Origin of the sequence: Burkholderia sp. FL-7-2-10-S1-D7 (genome assembly GCF_001524185.1) — a bacterium.
In the GTDB taxonomy this organism is placed as follows: domain Bacteria; phylum Pseudomonadota; class Gammaproteobacteria; order Burkholderiales; family Burkholderiaceae; genus Burkholderia; species Burkholderia diffusa.
On record NZ_LOWY01000010.1, the window covers coordinates 12,588 to 30,306 of the forward strand.

Annotated in this window: 20 protein-coding genes; 11 read left to right on the forward strand and 9 right to left on the reverse strand. The window is 66.1% G+C overall.

Going from position 1 to position 17,719, the window contains the following annotated elements:
• Positions 1–70: 70 nt before the first annotated feature.
• On the reverse strand, positions 71–1,648 hold the full coding sequence (gene dnaA, locus WS75_RS02010; RefSeq protein WP_059679063.1) for a chromosomal replication initiator protein DnaA: 1,578 nt from the start codon (positions 1,646–1,648) through the stop codon (positions 71–73).
• A 421-nt stretch (positions 1,649–2,069) separates the two neighbouring features.
• Between dnaA and rpmH the strand changes: the two genes are divergently transcribed.
• From rpmH to yidC, 4 genes are all read left to right on the forward strand, one after another.
• Complete coding sequence (gene rpmH, locus WS75_RS02015) at positions 2,070–2,204, forward strand: 50S ribosomal protein L34 (protein WP_004198824.1); 135 nt, start codon at positions 2,070–2,072, stop codon at positions 2,202–2,204.
• Positions 2,205–2,219: 15 nt separating this feature from the next.
• Complete coding sequence (rnpA, locus tag WS75_RS02020; RefSeq protein ID WP_031401531.1) at positions 2,220–2,681, forward strand: ribonuclease P protein component; 462 nt, start codon at positions 2,220–2,222, stop codon at positions 2,679–2,681.
• Between the two features lie 75 nt (positions 2,682–2,756).
• Complete coding sequence (gene yidD / locus WS75_RS02025; RefSeq protein ID WP_006750110.1) at positions 2,757–3,023, forward strand: membrane protein insertion efficiency factor YidD; 267 nt, start codon at positions 2,757–2,759, stop codon at positions 3,021–3,023.
• Positions 3,024–3,031: 8 nt separating this feature from the next.
• Positions 3,032–4,690 carry a membrane protein insertase YidC gene (yidC, locus tag WS75_RS02030; RefSeq protein WP_059678937.1) on the forward strand — a complete coding sequence of 553 codons (1,659 nt, stop codon included), beginning with the start codon at positions 3,032–3,034 and terminating at the stop codon, positions 4,688–4,690.
• 135 nt (positions 4,691–4,825) lie between these two features.
• Here yidC and WS75_RS02035 read toward each other — a convergent pair whose 3' ends face one another.
• Positions 4,826–5,263: a helix-turn-helix domain-containing protein gene (locus tag WS75_RS02035; protein ID WP_059678938.1), complete on the reverse strand. Its 438-nt coding sequence runs from the start codon at positions 5,261–5,263 to the stop codon at positions 4,826–4,828.
• Positions 5,264–5,592: 329 nt separating this feature from the next.
• On the opposite strand from WS75_RS02035, the gene mnmE reads away from it, so the two are divergent.
• Positions 5,593–6,987: a tRNA uridine-5-carboxymethylaminomethyl(34) synthesis GTPase MnmE gene (gene mnmE, locus WS75_RS02040; RefSeq protein ID WP_059678939.1), complete on the forward strand. Its 1,395-nt coding sequence runs from the start codon at positions 5,593–5,595 to the stop codon at positions 6,985–6,987.
• 325 nt (positions 6,988–7,312) lie between these two features.
• Here the strand turns inward: mnmE and WS75_RS34380 are convergent, their stop codons facing one another.
• The 4 genes from WS75_RS34380 to WS75_RS34005 all read right to left on the reverse strand — a co-directional run bounded on the left by WS75_RS34380 (position 7,313) and on the right by WS75_RS34005 (position 9,581).
• Positions 7,313–7,438, reverse strand: coding sequence for a hypothetical protein (locus WS75_RS34380; protein WP_256980637.1), 126 nt, complete (start codon positions 7,436–7,438; stop codon positions 7,313–7,315).
• Positions 7,439–7,587: 149 nt separating this feature from the next.
• Entirely contained in the window at positions 7,588–8,946 is a 1,359-nt protein-coding gene (locus tag WS75_RS02045; RefSeq protein ID WP_059678940.1) for a GGDEF domain-containing protein, read from the reverse strand.
• Between the two features lie 110 nt (positions 8,947–9,056).
• A complete protein-coding gene (locus WS75_RS02050) occupies positions 9,057–9,305 on the reverse strand; it encodes a DUF2795 domain-containing protein (RefSeq protein ID WP_006756942.1) in 249 nt (82 codons plus the stop codon).
• Between the two features lie 105 nt (positions 9,306–9,410).
• Complete coding sequence (locus tag WS75_RS34005) at positions 9,411–9,581, reverse strand: hypothetical protein (RefSeq protein ID WP_162840546.1); 171 nt, start codon at positions 9,579–9,581, stop codon at positions 9,411–9,413.
• A 152-nt stretch (positions 9,582–9,733) separates the two neighbouring features.
• Here WS75_RS34005 and speG point away from each other — a divergent pair, with 152 nt between their 5' ends.
• A complete protein-coding gene (speG, locus tag WS75_RS02055) occupies positions 9,734–10,276 on the forward strand; it encodes a spermidine N1-acetyltransferase (protein WP_059678941.1) in 543 nt (180 codons plus the stop codon).
• Positions 10,277–10,425: 149 nt separating this feature from the next.
• Here the strand turns inward: speG and WS75_RS33255 are convergent, their stop codons facing one another.
• Complete coding sequence (locus WS75_RS33255; RefSeq protein WP_156429693.1) at positions 10,426–10,629, reverse strand: hypothetical protein; 204 nt, start codon at positions 10,627–10,629, stop codon at positions 10,426–10,428.
• 146 nt (positions 10,630–10,775) lie between these two features.
• Here WS75_RS33255 and sap1 point away from each other — a divergent pair, with 146 nt between their 5' ends.
• Together sap1 and WS75_RS02065 are read left to right on the forward strand one after the other, a co-directional pair.
• Positions 10,776–11,123, forward strand: a complete 348-nt coding sequence (sap1, locus tag WS75_RS02060) for a surface attachment protein Sap1 (protein WP_044848669.1) — start codon at positions 10,776–10,778, stop codon at positions 11,121–11,123.
• 177 nt (positions 11,124–11,300) lie between these two features.
• Positions 11,301–11,855, forward strand: a complete 555-nt coding sequence (locus tag WS75_RS02065) for a YaeQ family protein (RefSeq protein WP_006498691.1) — start codon at positions 11,301–11,303, stop codon at positions 11,853–11,855.
• A 10-nt stretch (positions 11,856–11,865) separates the two neighbouring features.
• On the opposite strand, the gene WS75_RS02070 is transcribed toward WS75_RS02065, so the two are convergent.
• Complete coding sequence (locus WS75_RS02070; protein ID WP_059678942.1) at positions 11,866–12,279, reverse strand: VOC family protein; 414 nt, start codon at positions 12,277–12,279, stop codon at positions 11,866–11,868.
• A 440-nt stretch (positions 12,280–12,719) separates the two neighbouring features.
• On the opposite strand from WS75_RS02070, the gene ada reads away from it, so the two are divergent.
• The 3 genes from ada to gshA all read left to right on the forward strand — a co-directional run bounded on the left by ada (position 12,720) and on the right by gshA (position 16,873).
• Positions 12,720–13,811, forward strand: coding sequence for a bifunctional DNA-binding transcriptional regulator/O6-methylguanine-DNA methyltransferase Ada (ada, locus tag WS75_RS02075; protein WP_059678943.1), 1,092 nt, complete (start codon positions 12,720–12,722; stop codon positions 13,809–13,811).
• Positions 13,808–14,779 carry a DNA-3-methyladenine glycosylase family protein gene (locus tag WS75_RS02080; RefSeq protein WP_059678944.1) on the forward strand — a complete coding sequence of 324 codons (972 nt, stop codon included), beginning with the start codon at positions 13,808–13,810 and terminating at the stop codon, positions 14,777–14,779. The genes ada and WS75_RS02080 overlap by 4 nt, the downstream gene beginning before the upstream one ends.
• A gap of 480 nt (positions 14,780–15,259) precedes the next feature.
• Complete coding sequence (gene gshA, locus WS75_RS02085) at positions 15,260–16,873, forward strand: glutamate--cysteine ligase (protein WP_059678945.1); 1,614 nt, start codon at positions 15,260–15,262, stop codon at positions 16,871–16,873.
• A 91-nt stretch (positions 16,874–16,964) separates the two neighbouring features.
• Here the strand turns inward: gshA and WS75_RS02090 are convergent, their stop codons facing one another.
• Positions 16,965–17,276 carry a DUF4148 domain-containing protein gene (locus WS75_RS02090; protein ID WP_059678946.1) on the reverse strand — a complete coding sequence of 104 codons (312 nt, stop codon included), beginning with the start codon at positions 17,274–17,276 and terminating at the stop codon, positions 16,965–16,967.
• Positions 17,277–17,719 lie beyond the last annotated feature (443 nt).

Sequence of the window (17,719 nt, forward strand, 5' to 3'; positions counted from 1 at the left end):
TGTGCCTCAAAACCGAACCGCCCCCCTTAAATTGGGGCGGAGGCCGAATTATCAAGCGCGGTGCGCGCGCTCAGCCCTTCAGCGTCTGTTCCAGCACGTGCAGCTCGTGGTTGAGCTGCGCGTCCTTGCTGCGCTCATCGGCGATCTTGCGCACGGCGTGCAGCACGGTGGTGTGGTCACGCCCGCCGAACAGCTCGCCGATCTCCGGCAGGCTTTTCTGCGTCAGTTCCTTCGCCAGATACATCGCGATCTGCCGCGGCCGCGCGATGTTCGCCGGACGTTTCTTCGAGTACATGTCCGCGACCTTGATGTTGTAGAAGTCGGCGACGGTCTTCTGGATGTTCTCGACCGAAATCTGCCGGTTCTGCACGGTCAGCAGGTCCTTCAGCGCTTCCTTGGTCAGCTCGATCGAGATCTCGCGGCCGTGGAACTTCGAATACGCGAGGATCTTGCGCAGCGCGCCTTCGAGCTCGCGCACGTTCGAGCGCAGGTGCTTCGCGACGAAGAACGCAACGTCTTCCGACAGGTTCACGCCTTCCGACTGCGCCTTGCGCATCAGGATCGCGACGCGCATTTCCAGCTCGGGCGGCTCGATCGCGACGGTGAGGCCCGAGTCGAAGCGCGAGATCAGGCGATCGTCGATGCCCGAGATCTCCTTCGGATACGTGTCGCTGGTGATGATCACCTGCGCCTTGTTCGCGACGAGCGCCTCGAACGCGTAGAAGAATTCCTCTTGTGTGCGCGACTTGCCGGAGAAGAACTGGATATCGTCGATCAGCAGCAGGTCGAGCGAGTGGTAGTAGCGCTTGAAGTCGTCGAATGCCTTGCGCTGGTATGCCTTCACCACGTCCGACACGTATTGCTCGGCATGGATGTAGCGGATCCGCGCGCCGGCCTTGTCGAGCAGCAGCTGGTTGCCGATCGCGTGGATCAGGTGGGTCTTGCCGAGGCCGACGCCGCCGTACAGAAACAGCGGGTTGTACGAGATGCCGGGGTTGTCCGCGACCTGGATCGCGGCGGCGCGCGCGAGCTGGTTGGCCTTGCCGGTCACGAAGTTGTCGAACGTGAGCACGGGGTTCAGCTTCGAACGTTCGTACATCGAATCGGCTTCGCCGCCGTTCGCGGGTGCGGCGCCGGGGCCCGGGCGCCACGTGCGGCGGCCGGCGGCCGCTTCGTGCGCGGGCAGGCTCGGCAGGTCGATGTCGGCGTCGTCGGCGTTCAGGTGGTGCGCGGCGGCCGCCGACGGCGTCATCGGCACGTCGGCCGGCGCGCTCGGGGCAGCGGCGGCATTCGCGCTCAGGTTGGCGGCGATCGCGGCGACCGTCGCGGCGGGGCCGGTCGGGGCCAGCGGCGCACGCGGGGCGGCCGTCGCGCCGCCTGCGGGGGCGCTGCGCATGCCGGCTTTCGGATCGAGGACGAACTGGACTTCGATCGGCGTGTTCCAGAATTCACGGGCCAGATCGGAGATCCGGCCCGAAAACTGGCTCTTGACCCAGTCCAGCTTGAAGCGGTTCGGCGCGGCGATGGACAGCGTGTTCGCCGACGCATCGAAGGCCACCGGGGCCAAGGGTTTGATCCACGTCACGTACTGCTGGGGCGTCAGCTCGCGCTCCAGCAGTGCGGAACAGTGTTGCCAGAAATCGTTCATCAAGTAGCTGTCGTTTTTTGCGTGCACAGCGCGGCTCGCCGGCGCCCTTGTCGCGGTTGCGCAACAAGGCCCGAAGCGGTCGTGCGAGCGTGCCTCGGACGCCTGCGTCACAGTCTTGGAGGGGCAGGCGCGGGCCGAAGCGGCGTGCGGGATTCTTGGAGATAAGGCGAGATTCTAACGCCAAACGCGGCCACAGCGGGACTTATCCACAGGCTGCGGTTGTGGGTCGCGGGGCCGGATCGGCGCGGGCCGGCACAGGCGAGCGACTCCTAAAGTATTGACCGTCAAGAGAAAAACGGTTTAAATAGCGGGTTCCGCGAAAACCAATCCTGTATTCCCGGCGATTGCGTTCGCCCGAATGCCTCCGGTTAAGGGCACGCGGTCCCCTGAATTTCGACATTCTCGAACAAGTGAGAACATCATGAAACGTACTTACCAACCGTCCGTGACGCGCCGCAAGCGCACCCATGGCTTCCGTGTCCGCATGAAGACGGCAGGTGGCCGCAAGGTCATCAACGCTCGCCGCGCGAAGGGCCGCAAGCGCCTCGCCATCTAAGGCAGGTTGCGCGCTGTGTCCGCCGTCCGCAGTCCTGCGGAAGGTGCCGTCGAGCCGGGTGCGAATCCGTCGCAGACGAAAGCCGCCTTCCCGAAAGCTGCGCGACTTCTGAAAACGGATGAATTTTCATCCGTTTTTCGTTTGCGCCCCTGGCGGCGTTCCGCGCACTTCGTGATTTACGGCAAGCCGACCGGCCAGCCTGCCCGCCTGGGGCTCGTCATCGGCAAGAAGTATGCGCCGCGTGCAGTCACGCGTAATCTCGTGAAGCGGCTGGCGCGCGACGCGTTTCGCCTGCGCCGCGCCGAATTCGCCGGTTACGACCTGCTGCTGCGGCAGCACACGCGCTTCGACAAGAAAGCGCTGCCGAGCGCGGCTTCCGCCCCGCTCGCGGCGATGTGCGCGGCCGAAATCCGCGAGCTGCTCGACAGGGCGGTTCGGGAGATCGCGCGCCGTGCGTCGAAGCCCGCGTCCGAGTGACGCATCCGTTCGCGGTGCGGCGTTCGCGCCCGCCCGGCCGGTTTTGACGCGGCGTCGAATGGCGCCGCCCAAGGTATGGAAACGGTATTGATCGCCTTGCTGCGCTTCTACAAGGTTGCCGTGAGCCCGATGCTCGGCAACCGTTGCCGTTTTTATCCTTCCTGTTCGGATTACGCGCGCGAGGCAATCCAGTATCATGGCGCCGCGCGCGGCACGTATCTCGCCGTCAGGCGCGTGTGCCGATGCCATCCGTTTTCCGCGGGCGGCATCGACCTCGTCCCGCCGCCCAACTCCGACACTCGCGCTCGCGGCGAAGCCGACGCGCGGTCCCATCGACTCTGAGACAACGCATGGATATCAAACGCACCGTCCTATGGGTGATCTTCTTCATGTCAGCTGTCATGCTGTACGACAACTGGCAGCGCGACCATGGACGCCCGTCGATGTTCTTCCCGAGCGCCACGCAGACGGCCCCCGCGGCCGCGGCAGGCGGCGCTTCGGGCACGGGCGCGACGACGACCGCAGGTGACGCACCGGCCGCCGCGGCCGGCGCCGCACCGTCGACGACGGCGCCGGCCGCGCAGGCGCAGCTCGTGAAGTTCTCGACCGACGTGTACGACGGCGAAATCGACACGCGCGGCGGCACGCTCGCGAAGCTGACGCTGAAGAAGCAGGGCGACGGCAAGCAGCCCGACCTGTACATCACGCTGTTCGACCACACGGCCGGCCACACGTACCTCGCACGTACGGGCCTGCTCGGCGGCGACTTCCCGAACCACAACGACGTCTACACGCAGGTCAATGCGGGCCCGACGTCGCTGACGGGCGACCAGAACACGCTGAAGCTGTCGTTCGAATCGCCGGTGAAGGGCGGCGTGAAGGTCGTGAAGACCTACACGTTCACGCGCGGCAGCTACGTGATCGGCGTCGATACCAAGATCGACAACGTCGGCACGGCACCGGTCACGCCGACGGTCTACATGGAACTGGTGCGCGACAACACGGCCGTCGAAACGCCGATGTTCTCGCACACGTTCCTCGGGCCGGCGGTCTACACGGATTCGAAGCACTTCCAGAAGATCAACTTCAGCGACCTCGACAAGAACAAGGCCGACTTCGTGAACTCCGCCGACAACGGCTGGGTCGCGATGGTGCAGCACTACTTCGCGTCGGCCTGGATTCCGCAGCAGGGCGTGAAGCGCGACATCTACGCTGAAAAGATCGATCCGACGCTGTACCGCGTGGGCGTGAAGCAGCCGGTGGCCGCGATCGCGCCGGGCCAGTCGGCCGACGTGCAGGCACGCCTGTTCGCCGGTCCGGAAGAAGAGCGCATGCTCGAAGGCATCGCGCCGGGCCTGGAGCTCGTGAAGGACTACGGCTGGGTAACGATCATCGCGAAGCCGCTGTTCTGGCTGCTCGAGAAGATCCACGGCTTCGTCGGCAACTGGGGCTGGGCGATCGTGCTGCTGACGGTCCTGATCAAGGCCGTGTTCTTCCCGCTGTCGGCCGCGAGCTACAAGTCGATGGCGCGCATGAAGGAAATCACGCCGCGCATGCAGGCGCTGCGCGAACGCTTCAAGAGCGATCCGCAGAAGATGAATGCCGCGCTGATGGAGCTGTACAAGACCGAGAAGGTCAATCCGTTCGGCGGCTGCCTGCCGGTCGTGATCCAGATCCCGGTGTTCATCTCGCTCTACTGGGTGCTGCTCGCCTCGGTCGAAATGCGCGGTGCGCCGTGGATTCTGTGGATTCACGACCTGTCGCAGCGCGATCCGTTCTTCATCCTGCCGGTGCTGATGGCCGTCTCGATGTTCGTGCAGACGAGCCTGAACCCGACGCCGCCGGACCCGGTCCAGGCGAAGATGATGAAGTTCATGCCGATCGCGTTCTCGGTGATGTTCTTCTTCTTCCCGGCCGGTCTGGTGCTGTACTACGTCGTGAACAACGTGCTGTCGATCGCGCAGCAGTACTACATCACGCGCAAGCTCGGCGGCGGCAAGAAGGCCTGACGCATGTCGCACACGTGGGCGGCCAGCCGCCCGCGATGCGCGTGAAAGAGCCGCATGGTTTCATCCATGCGGCTTTTTTGTTTCCGGCGGATGGCGGCGCGGCGGCGTGTGCGGAGGTCCAGCGCTGCCTGCCGTTCAGGCCTTCTTCGCTTCGATTTTCGCGTCGCTGCCGTAGAACTGCTCGATCAGTTCCTGAACGAGGTAACGTTGGTGCGGCGGCAGCGCCTCGATCTTCGACGCGAGTTCGATCGTCTCGGGCGTTGGCGGATAGCGCTCGTCGCGCGGCAGCGGTTGCGGCGTCAGATGTTCGGTCGCGCTCGGCGATGGGCCGTAATGCAGCCAATGCAGTTCGACGCGCAACCAGTCGGCGAGCGTTTCGAGTTTGTCCGGCGTCGGAATCGTCCGACCGGTCAGCCATTTGTGCGCGGTCTGCGGTGAAACCGGCTGCGCACCATGGTGACGCAGATTGAACCGGTTCGCGAGTTCGGTCGCGCCGGTGACCTTCTCCGGGCTGCGCCTCAAGGCGAATTTCAGGCGTTCCGAAAACGCTGATTTTTCTTCGGGTGTCGGCATGGGGTGATTGTGCAATTCCACCGACGCCTTTCAGACAACCGCGCAGGCTAAACATAGCTCATTTGGACGAATCCCAACTTGCCGCGGAGCGTATCCAGGAATTGGGAGTCCGGTCAATCCGGCAGGCATACTCGTCCGAAATGGACAGTACGTGTCGGCGTGGAATCGATACTCGCCTTAGCTCCGTCGGGATAAATTCGGGCGATTCCGAAACCGACGCGGCGTCCGGTGGCGTGCGGGCCGGCACGCTACAATGCCGGCGTCCCGATGCCCAAACCGTTGCGCGGGCGCATCATTGACCCTCTGTTCACCCGATTCATCCGATTCCCATGCTTGCTACCGATTCCGATCCGATCGTCGCCATTGCCACTGCTGCCGGCCGGGGTGGCATCGGCGTCGTCCGCGTTTCGTTCGGGCGCGGCGGCGAGGCGGCCGCGCTGCCGCTGATCGACGCGTTGTGCGGGCAGCGGCTTGCACCGCGCCATGCGAGCTACGTTCCGTTTCTCGACGAGCACGGCGCGCCGCTCGACCGCGGGATCGCGCTGTATTTCACCGCGCCGCATTCGTACACCGGCGAGCACGTGCTGGAACTGCAGGGTCATGGCGGGCCAATCGTGATGCAGCTGCTGCTGCAGCGCTGCCTGGATGCGGGGCGCGGCTTCGGGCTGCGGCTCGCGGAACCGGGCGAGTTCACGCGGCGTGCGTTTCTGAACGACAAGCTGGACCTGGCGCAGGCCGAGGCGGTCGCCGACCTGATCGAGGCGAGTACCGAAGCGGCGGCGCGTTCGGCCGGGCGCTCGCTCGACGGCGCGTTCTCGCGGCAGATCCACGCGCTCGTCGAGGATGTGATCACGCTGCGGATGCTGGTCGAGGCGACGCTCGATTTCCCGGAAGAGGAAATCGACTTCCTGGAAGCGGCCGATGCGCGCGGCAAGCTCGCGAAGATCCGCGAGCAACTGGCGCACGTGCTCGGCGATGCGCGGCAGGGCGCGCTGCTGCGCGAGGGGCTGTCGGTCGTGCTCGCGGGGCAGCCGAACGTCGGCAAGTCGTCGCTGCTGAATGCGCTGGCCGGCGCGGAGTTGGCGATCGTCACGCCGATCGCGGGCACGACCCGCGACAAGGTCGCGCAGACGATCCAGGTCGAAGGGATTCCGCTGCACATCATCGATACGGCCGGGTTGCGCGAGACGGAGGACGAAGTCGAGCGGATCGGGATCGCGAGGACATGGAGCGAGATCGAGCGCGCGGACGTCGTGCTGCACCTGCTCGATTCGCGCACGGGGATGACGGCGGACGACGAGGCGATCGCGGCGCGGTTCCCGGTTGGCGTGCCGGTGGTGCGGGTGCTGAACAAGACGGATCTGACCGGCGTGCCGGCGTGCGTCGAGCATCCGGCGGCCGAAGGCGACCTGACGGAGGTGCATCTGTCGGCGAAGCGCGGTGACGGGATCGACATGCTGCGCGCGGAGCTACTGCGAATCGCGGGGTGGCAGGCCGGGGCCGAAGGTGTTTATCTGGCGCGCGAACGGCATTTGATTGCGCTGCGGGCTGCGCAGGCGCATCTCACGCAGGCGGCCGAGCATGCGGAGCAGCGGGCGCAATCGCTCGATCTGTTTGCCGAGGAACTGCGGCTCGCGCAGGAGCAGCTCAATGCGATTACCGGTGAGTTCACTTCGGATGATCTGCTGGGGGTGATTTTCAGCAGGTTTTGTATCGGGAAGTGAGCGGGCACTTCACGTCCCGCTGTTTCCCTTTGGCGCATCGGTCCCGTTTGGAGGTGAGCGCCTTGCCGATGGCGGACGCCGTGCCACGCATCGAGCGGCGGACCATTCAACGGTGATGTCGGGAAAGCTTGCCGAGATCGGCTTCGAGTTCGAGGCCAGATGTGATGTAGTCAGAATTCAGGAATACGCGCCGAAGTCTTGCGAAGACTTTCCCGCGGTTCATGAGGAAAGACGCAACTGCCGCTCCCCGCAGTCCGGATCAATCGGCTGATCCGATCCGGACGGCGTCATCGCGTCATCATCGCGGCGGCCGGGGCGGAACGCATCAATCCCAATGCCGATGATGATGGTAATACCCGCCATCACCGTAATACCCGCCGCCGTCAGGCACCACGATACAGCCGCTCAACAACACGGCCACGCCGGCAATCAGCAAAAGGGTTTTTTTCATCGCGTTCACCTGCTCGGATTCGACATGAATCCAGCATAGCGAGCGCGATCAATAGCGGCTGTAAGCGATCGTTTCCCGGTGCCGCAATCCGTAACGGCGGATTATTCCGGTCACAATGACCGTAACAAATCGCCAATCCGCAGACCTTTTCACGCCACGACGACGCGGTTTCGCCCGGCATCCTTCGCGTGGTACAGCGCGGCATCGGCAGCTTCGATCAATGCATCGGGCGTTGTCAGATCCTCGGCCGACACCGTCGCGCAACCGACGCTGACGCTCACGCGCCCCGCCGGCGACGACGGCATCGCGAGATCGAGCCGCAGCACCGCTTCGCGCGCTTCCTCGGCAACGATCCGGGCACCGCGCGCACCGGTATTCGGCAGCACGATCGCAAACTCCTCGCCGCCGTAGCGCGCGACGAAATCCGCGGGACGCCGCACCACACCGGTGAGCGCATTCGCGACGGCGATCAGGCAGGCATCGCCCTTCACGTGACCGAACGCGTCGTTGTAGGCCTTGAAGTGATCGACGTCGATCATCAGCAGCGACAACGGCTCGCTTTGCCGCCGCGCCTGCAGGAACAACGTGTGGAAGTGATCGTTGAAGTGGCTGCGGTTGAACGCGCCGGTCAGCCCGTCGCGCGCGGACGAAAGAACCAGCGTCGCATGTGCTTCGAACAGCTGCTGATACAGCTTCGTCACTTCCCATGCGAGCACGCACACCAGTACGCCGGGCGTGAACATGCTGAACACGCGCGCGAGATACCAGCCGACCGTGAAGCGATTCGTGGTCAGCAGGTTCAGGGTCGTGTCGGTGAGGCAGGCGAGCACCGCGATCGCGAGCCACAGGTCGAGCGTCGTGCGCAGCCGGCCGGCGGCCAGCACGGCGACGAGCGCGAGCGCATTGAGGATCCATACGACCAGCGCGATCCCGTTGACGGGCAGCGCGGCCGCGTCGGCCGGCGGATGGAACGCGGGCGGCAGTGCCACGTTCAGCGCGAGCACGCACAGCAGCGCGGCCGCGATGGCGGGGCCGCCGACCAGCGCGAACGTCCACAGGCGCGTCTGCGCCGCGCCGATCGGCGCACGCGTGAGCCGCTCGCGCGCGAGTAGCGCGGCCATCACGAAGCACGGAAAGCCGGCATGCCAGAAGACCCACATCCACGCGGCGCTTTGCGGGCGCGCGCCGAGCAAGCCGTGCGGCGCGAACACGCCGGGAAAGGTGAGCAGTTGCAGCGCGACGGCGAGTGCGGTGAACGCATAGGCGCCGCCGAGCGCACCGAGCACGGGCTGGCGGGTGATGGTGAACTGCGCGCCGAGGAAGAAGGCGGCGATGCTCGCGGTGGTGAACACGGTCAGCGCGCACATCGGCATGAACGGCTCGACGGCCGGCAGCGCGACGTTCGCGTGAGGCACGGCGATCCCGAGCGCGAGCACGATGACGAGCGCCGTCAGTGCGCCGAACCAGAGCTGACGACGCGTCGTGTGCTGGATCAGAATGCCTTCCATGGATTCCCCCGGGCGCTCGTGCGGTCACGCCCGGTCTTGGCGCCGGGCGGCATGCATCCGGCCGCGATGCGACCGGTGCGGCCCGATCCTATCGCGTTATTCGCGCGCGCTCAAATCCCAAGGCCAGGGCCGAAGTTGCCGGCGACCCAGCGCGTGACGGCATCGACGTCCGCATAGTCCTGTTCGGGCAGGCCGTCGAGCATCGACAGCACTTCGTTGCTCGCGCCGGCGTCGCGTGCGGCGTCGACGATCGCATCCTTGTTCGCCGGGTAGCGGACGGCGGCGAGCACGTCGGCGATCTGCAGATCGATCGCTTCGCCGGGGATATCGTGCGGAGGGAGGGCGGGTTTATCGTTCACGTCGGCGTCTCGCTGGTTGAGCGGGAATCGGTTCGCAGCGGAAAGGGCACCGTTCGGCTCGGGGCGACCGGCGCGAACGGCGTGCCTGCGGGGATGGCGATCGACTCAGTGCCCGCGCCGCGCGCGGCGCCACGGATGTTTCCAGTCGATATGGGGGGCGTTTTCGTCGCGCGGGTGCTGGCGCCGATGTTCCTGCCACAGTTCGTCGGAGAACAGCGCAGCCACGATCACGAGTGGCAACACGAGGAAGATGCCGAGTATGACTTGCTCGATCACGATAGCCTCCTTGCGGTGGCAGGAACCCTTGCTCCCATTCTAGGCTCTGAACTTCGCCCGCGTTCAACTTCTTACAGCGCGAAACGCGCCTCGTTCGCAGTGCCGCGGCACGGACGCTGCGCGCGCACGCGGGCATCAAAAAGGACACGACCATGCAACTCCAGAACGACAAGCACACGCTTGCACTGCGGCCGCTGGAGCGTCAGGACCTGCGCTTCGTTCACGAGCTGAACAACGACGCGAAGATCATGCGCTACTGGTTCGAGGAGCCGTACGAAACATTCTCCGAGCTGTCGCAACTGTATGACCGCCACGTGCACGACCAGCGCGAGCGCCGCTTCGTCGCGGTCAATCCGCAGGACGAACTGGTCGGCCTCGTCGAGCTGATCGAGCTCGACTACATTCACCGTCGCGGCGAGTTCCAGATCATCATCGCGCCCCAATGCCAGGGGCGCGGCTATGCAGGCCAGGCGACGCGCCTCGCGATCGAATATGCGTTCAAGGTGCTGAACATGCGCAAGCTGTACCTGATCGTCGATACGTCGAATGCGGCGGCAATCCACGTGTACGAGAAATGCGGATTCCAGCACGAGGCGGAATTGAAGGAGGAATTTTTCGGAAACGGCGCGTATCACAACGCTTATCGCATGTGCATCTTCCAGCGCGATTATTTCGAGCAGCCGCAATCGGTCTGAATAATGCCGGGTAAAACATGGGTGAAGACGCCCTGCGGCCACGCGCTGCGGGCGCACGGCGCATTCGGGAAAATACGGGTAAATACGCGTGCGCTTATACCTGGCATTTTTCTTGTATCAGGTAAATCCGGTTCCGCACTGCGGTAAATTCATATCGTTTCGGATGACTTTGTGTGCAACGCATCAAAATGGTCTCGATATTGAAATGAATTATCCAAACCGTTCAACCGGCGTGTCGCAATTTCGCTGACGGTCTTGCAGGGCAATGCTTTGCGCCCGGCGGCGCGGGCGAATTCGCCCGATGGCCGCCGCCGCCGCGTGTGCGCGGCAAGCAAAAAATCGGAGGTGCGCATGGTGCGACAATTCGCCGCTATTGCGGTCGCACAACAAATGTGCTTGCTATCGCTTGCCAGTCTTCTAAATTGACAAACGCGGGTTCACGATCACCTTTAAACACATAGCTAACCGAGCCTGGTGCCCGCAAGCCTGGAGACAGAACATGATGAAGCGTACCGGTGTCCTTTTCGCCCTTGTCGGCGCATTTTCCGTGGTTTCGATCGCCCAGGCGGGCGGCGATGCGGCTGTCCAGCCGAAGCAGGAAATCCAGCTGACGAAGAATGCATGGGGCTGTCTGTCGAAAGACAATCTGGACTCCGTACTGAGTCACGAGCGTGACGGCAAGTCGCAGGCGAAGCAGCAGTACTTCGACGACTACCGTTGCCTGTCGGTGCCGGAAGGCCAGCGCTTCCGCGTGGTGTCGGTCGATCAGGGCGACGTCCAGTTCGTCAGCGCCGACAACAGCGACCAGCAGGGTCTCTGGACCGATTCGCGCTTCGTCAAGCAGTAACCCGCACGCGCACCTCTCGCACCCGCGCGCCGGCCGCAACCGCCGGCGGCGCGGCACGAACGCGGCCCGGCCGATGCCGGGCCGTCGTGCTGTGGAGCGCCCGTCACGCGCCGGGCGGCGCGCATTCGGTATCATCACGGCCCGACCGAACCGAATGCCCGCCCGGGCCCTATCCGCATGGCGCTGAAATCCACGATCTACAAAGCCGAGCTGCAAATTGCCGACATGGATCGGCACTACTACGCCGATCACGCATTGACGGTCGCCCGTCACCCGTCGGAAACCGACGACCGGATGATGGTGCGCATCGTCGCGTTCGCGCTGTTCGCGCACGAGCGTCTCGAGTTCTGCAAGGGGCTGTCGGACGTCGACGAACCCGATCTGTGGCAGAAGGATCTGACGGGCGCGATCGACGTGTGGATCGAGGCTGGCCAGCCCGACGAACGGCGCATCTCGAAGGCGGCCGGCCGCGCCGGGCAGGTCACGGTGATCGCGTATGGCGGCAAGACCTCGGACATCTGGTGGCAGGGCGTGCGCAGCAAGGTGGAGCGACTGCGCAACGTCCAGGTGCTGTCGTTGGCCGACGGCGTCGCGGCCGCGCTCGGGCGTCTCGCCGAGCGTACGATGCGCCTGCAGTGCACGGTCCAGGACGGCGCCGCCTGGATCTCGAGCGCCGATCACGATCCCGTCGCGGTCGAATGGACGGTCCTGAAGGCGCGCGCCGACGCGTGACGGCCGGCGCTCAGCCGAGCGCCGCGGGCGGCCCCTTGAATTCGAGCATGTTCCCTTCGGGATCGAACAGATAGATCGACGGCCCGTAGCCGCCTGCACCGTAGCGTTCGGCGGGGGCGCCAGGGCGCGCGCCATGCGCGGCGAAATGCGCGATCAGTGCATCGGGGTCGAATGGCTCGACGCGCAGGCACAGATGGTCGAGATTGCGGCCGGTGCCGGGCGGGCCGCTGTCGGGACGGTCGATCGGGCCGCCAACCGACAGCAGGTCGATCAGCGCGTCGCCGGCGCGCAACTGTACAAGGCCCAGGTCGGGTTGTTCCTTCTCCACGTGGCAGCCGACGGCATCGCAGTAAAAGCGTGTCATCGCAGCCATGTCGGTCACGCGCAGCACGACGTGATCGATCGCGCGGATGGTCGGTTTCATGAGCGGGCACTCCTTCGCGGATGGCGTGCACCGAGTGTAGATCGCGCCGGCGACGAATGCCGGAACGCGGCACGATCGACGGACGAAAAAAAGCCCGTTCACGCAGAGCGGAACGGGCTTAATCCATATCAGGAGGAGACATGGAGGAGACAGTTCCAACTATACACACGGCGATGGTGCGTTGCAATATTCCGAGTGTAAAAAATGGTGAGGACGGCGATTTGTCGCATCCGCATTGCAGCAAAATGGTGACGCGATGATGATGAAGGCGGCGTGGACGCAGCGCTTGCGCGGCTTTTCGTCCGATTGAACGGGTTCGATGTGCCCCCGATTGTGTCCCCGGTTTCACCGGCGCGAATCACAGAGCAAGATTCAGGGCGCGACGGCCCATGCCGATGTCTAGAGTAGGCACCATCTACACTGGAGAGTGCGAGGTTCAGATGACAGCCGCCTATTCGACCGACGATGCCCGCTGGGGCGCCGTGACCGCGCGCGATCCGCATGCGGACGGCGCGTTCTTCTATGCCGTGCGCACGACCGGCGTGTTCTGCCGCCCGAGCTGCGCGTCGCGGCTGCCGCGGCGCGAGCACGTGTCCTTCTTTGCCGATCCGGCCGCCGCGCGCGCGGCCGGCTTCCGCCCATGCAAGCGCTGCCAGCCGGAAGGGTTGCCGCGCGAGCTCGAGATCGTCAACCGCGCGTGCGCGGTGCTCGATGCGCATCCGGAGCGGCTCACGCTGCAGCAGCTGAGCGACGCCGTGCACGTGAGCCCGTTCCACCTGCAGCGGCTGTTCAAGCGCGTGGTCGGCGTGTCGCCGCGGCAGTATCAGGCCGCGCAGCGCGGCGCCGCCTTGCGCGAGGCGCTGCAAAGCGGGCAGCCGGTCACGCAGGCGGCCGTCGACGCGGGGTTCAATTCGCCGTCGCGGCTCTACGCATCGGTGCCGCGCGAGCTGGGGATGGCGCCGTCCGCGTTCCGTCGTCAGGGCGCCGGCTCGAGAATCGATTATGCGACCGCGTCGACGCCGCTCGGCACGGTGCTCGTCGCCGCGACCGAACAGGGCATCTGCCGGATCGCGTTCGGCGACGAACCGGCGTCGCTCGTCGGCGAACTGAAGGACGCGTTCGCGCGTGCCGAGCTGGTCGAATCGCCGTCGCGGCTTGCGCCGTTCGTCGCGCAGATTCGCGCGTATCTGGACGGCACGCGGCACGCGTTCGACCTGCCGCTCGACATCGCGCCGACCGCGTTCCAGCAGCGCGTGTGGGAAGCGTTGACGCACATCCCGTACGGGGAAACGCGCAGCTATTCGGAGATTGCGGAGGCGCTGGGCTCGCCCCGCGCGGTGCGGGCCGTCGCATCGGCCTGCGCGTCGAACCCGGTCGCGCTCGCGATCCCGTGCCACCGTGTCGTGCAGAAGGGCGGCGCGCTCGCCGGATATCGTTGGGGCGTGCGCCGCAAGGCGACGCTGCTCGCGTCCGAGGCGCGCCATGTGCGCGACGATGAAACCGAAGCCGTTGCGGAGGGCAACGCAGTTTGAGCATCGACAAAACCACGATATCGATCGCGAACGGCGGCCACGTGCCGCCGTCTGCGCAGATGGCGCTGCGCTTCAAGGCGCCGTACGACTGGGAGCGCGTACTGCGCTTCTTCAGCGGACGGGCGATTCCGGGTGTCGAACAGGTCGTCGACGGCATGTATCGCCGGATCGTCGATCTGAACGGCGACGCGGGCAGGCTCGTCGTCACGAAGCATCCGCGCCGGCATTGCCTGATCGCGACGCTCGAAGGGGCGGCTGCGCGGCATGTCGACGATGCATTCGCGCAGCGCGTCGCATCGATGTTCGACCTCGCCGCCGACCCGGCCGCGATCGGCGGCGGACTCGCGCGCGACCCGTGGTTCGCGCCGCTCGTCGAGGCCGCGCCGGGGCTGCGCGTGCCGGGCGCCTGGTCGGGATTCGAGCTCGCGGTGCGCGCGATCGTCGGCCAGCAGGTGAGCGTGAAGGCGGCGACGACGATCGTCGGCCGGCTCGTCCAGCGGGCCGGCGAGCGCGTCGTGCACGACGACGGCATGGCGGCGCCGGACGGCGCCCCCGCTTGGCGTTTTCCGACGCCGGACGCGCTCGCCGCATGCGATCTGGAGAAGATCGGGATGCCGGGCAAGCGGGCCGCGGCGCTGACGGGCATGGCGCGCGCGGTGGCGGCTGGCCACGTGCCGCTCGACCCCGCGCAGGCCGATCTCGCGACGCTGCGTCGCGCGTGGCTCGACCTGCCCGGCATCGGCCCGTGGACCGTCGAATACATCGCGATGCGCGCGTGGCGCGACCCGGACGCGTGGCCGGCGTCCGATCTGGTGCTGATGCAGTCGATCGCGGCGCGCGATCCGTCGCTCGACCGGCTCGCGAGCCAGAAAAGCCGGACCGAAGGCTGGCGGCCGTGGCGCGCGTATGCGGCGCTTCATTTGTGGAACGACGTGGCGGACCGGGCCGGCGGCGCGCGCGGCGGATGACGGTCCCGGCCGCAGGCCGGCGGGTGCGACCGGGCAGGGCCGCGACGCAACCCGCAAGGGGCATCGCCCCGGCAGCGATCGGTCGGTGATCCTCACGGTTGCGACGTTTGACGGTGATCAACCCGCTCCGGTGTCTGACGCCCCGGCGCGTACGTTTGGCCCGGCGGTGACGACGACGCATCGCGGCTTCGGCTGAACGGGTTGCACCTGACGGCGCGGCCGTGTTCGTCGCTGACGTTCCCTCCGATGAATGTCGCGTGATTGCTGCGTCCGCCGGTATCGCCGACGGTCGGCTATGCGTGCGGCGTTCGTTGTCATCGGCCCGCCCGACGGCCCGCCGCGGCCGGTGCGCACCGCCCGGCGCCACCTCAAGCGCGTGTTACGGCGAGATGTTAAAGTGCCCGCTACCAACGAAGCGACCAATAATCCAGCCGGCCGCGCGCGGCGTTTCGCGCGCGGCCGTCACGCACTTGCGTCTCCATGTCGAACACCATGACTCACCGCCAGTCCGAACTGCTGCTGAATCGTCTCGAAGCGCTGAGCTCGGGCCCGACGCGGCAGCATCTGCCCGACGGCCTGCGCGGCATCGAAAAGGAAAGCCTGCGCGTGACGCGCGACGGGATGATCGCGTTCACGCCGCATCCGCGCGCGCTCGGTTCAGCACTTACGCATCCGTCATTGACGACCGACTATTCCGAAGCGCTGATCGAACTGATCACGCCGGCGGAAGGCGACGCGTCGATCACGCTCGAACGTCTCGACGATCTGCACCGCTACGTGTATGCGTCGCTCGGCGACGAGATGCTGTGGAACAACTCGATGCCGGGCCTGCTGCCGGCCGACGATGAAATTCCGATCGCCGACTACGGCACGTCGAACATCGGCCGCCTGAAGACGGTGTACCGCCGCGGCCTCGCGTATCGCTACGGCCGCACGATGCAGTGCATCGCCGGCATCCACTACAACTACTCGCTGCACGAGGAAGTGTGGCGGCGCCTGCATGCGGAAGAGGGCTCGACGGCCACGCTCGTCGACTACCAGTCGGAGCGCTATCTCGCGCAGATCCGCAACTTCCGCCGCCGCAGCTGGCTCTTGATGTACCTGTTCGGCGCATCGCCCGCGCTCGACACGAAATTCCTGCGCGGCAAGCCGCACAAGCTCGACACGTTCGATGCCGATACGCTGTACCGGCCGTACGCGACGAGCCTGCGGATGAGCGACCTCGGTTACTCGAACACGACCGCGCAGGCCGCGCTGCACGTCGACTACAACACGCTGCCTGGCTATCTCGATGCGCTGTCGAAGGCCGTGAGCGAGCCGTATCCGCCGTACGAGGCGATCGGCACGCATCGCGACGGCGAGTGGATCCAGATCAACACGAACGTGCTGCAGATCGAGAACGAGTTCTACTCGACGATCCGGCCGAAGCGCATCACGTATTCGGGCGAGCGTCCGCTGCATGCGCTCGCGTCGCGCGGCGTGCAATACATCGAAGTGCGCTGCCTCGACATCGATCCGTTCGAGCCGACCGGCATCGCGCTGGAAACCGCACGCTTCATCGACGCGTTCCTGCTTGCGTGCGCGCTCGACGACAGCCCTGCGCTCGACTGCGACGCGTACAAGGAAGCGAATGCGAACTTTGGCAGCGTGACGATGGAAGGGCGCAAGCCGGGGCTCACGCTGGTGCGCGACGGTGAGCCGGTCACGCTGCAGGCGTGGGCGGACGACCTGATGGCCGATATCGAGACCGTCGGGCGCCGTCTGGACGAGATCCGCGGCGGCGACGAGCATGCGCGCGCGATTGCCGCGCAGCGCGAGAAGCTCGCCGATCCGGAGCGCACGCCGTCGGCGCGCGTGCTGCGCACGATGCGCGAGAACGGTCAGTCGTTCCTCGCGTTCGCGCTCGCGCACAGCGAAGCGCACGCCGCGCATTTCCGCGCGAACCCGCCGTCGGCGGAGACGATGCGCACCGAGCAGGCGCTCGCGGCGAAGTCGCTGGCCGAGCAGGCCGAACTGGAAGCGAAGGAGGCCGGATCGTTCGATGCGTTCGTCGCGGCCTATCGTGCGTATACGCTGAACCGCTTCAGCGTTTGACGGCCACCGCCCGCTGCGCGTCGCGCGGCGGGCAGGCCGGCCGCGGGCCGGATGGTGGTGCGGTCACGCGCCCGGCCGGGTTTCAGCCGCGTCAGTGATGCGCGTATGTGTCGCGATCGGCCACGCGCGGCAGCGCCGGCTTCCCTGATTCCACATTCGCGTGGCCGTCGCTGCCGTGGCCGGCCGCATCGCCGCGCGCCTGCGCGGCGCGCTGCATGACCGCCTGCATGTTTTGCGGAAAGTCGGGGCCGCTGGCGAGGCTCGGCCGATAGCCGGCGGCCTGCAGTTCCGCGAGTTCCTGGCGAACTTGCGCGCGCGTCAGCGTCGACTCAGCCTGCGCCTGGGCGGCGACGGCCGAGCCGATCAGCACCAACGCGTACGCCGCAAGTTTCATGGTTTTCATCGTGTTTGCTCCGTGTGCGTTCCGGAGCCGCGCCCTCGTCGGCGCGGGCGGAATCGATGCAGCGAGTCTAGGCTTCGGATGCCAGACGAAACACCCCGCGTCTCGTCAGTCACCTTTTCCGGTTGAGCAACATTGCGCCGGCGGATTGCTGGCGCGCGCGTCAGCGGGTCGCCAGCCGCCGTTCAACCTGCGGCGGATGCCGTGTATCGGCACCGCGCGCATCGGGCTTGCCCTCCTTGTGGAAGCGCGATGCGCCTCCTAACCTCTTTTAAGCGACCGATCGGTCGGCGCTGCGGCATGGTTGCGTGCGCAAGCGTCGGATGATCGTTGCGGCCGTGGAACAGACGTTTGAACGGGATCGAGGTGTGCGCAGGCGCTGATGCGCAAGCCTCGGTCGACCGCGAAGCATGGGACCGGGGTAAGTGCTGAAGCGTCAACTCCGG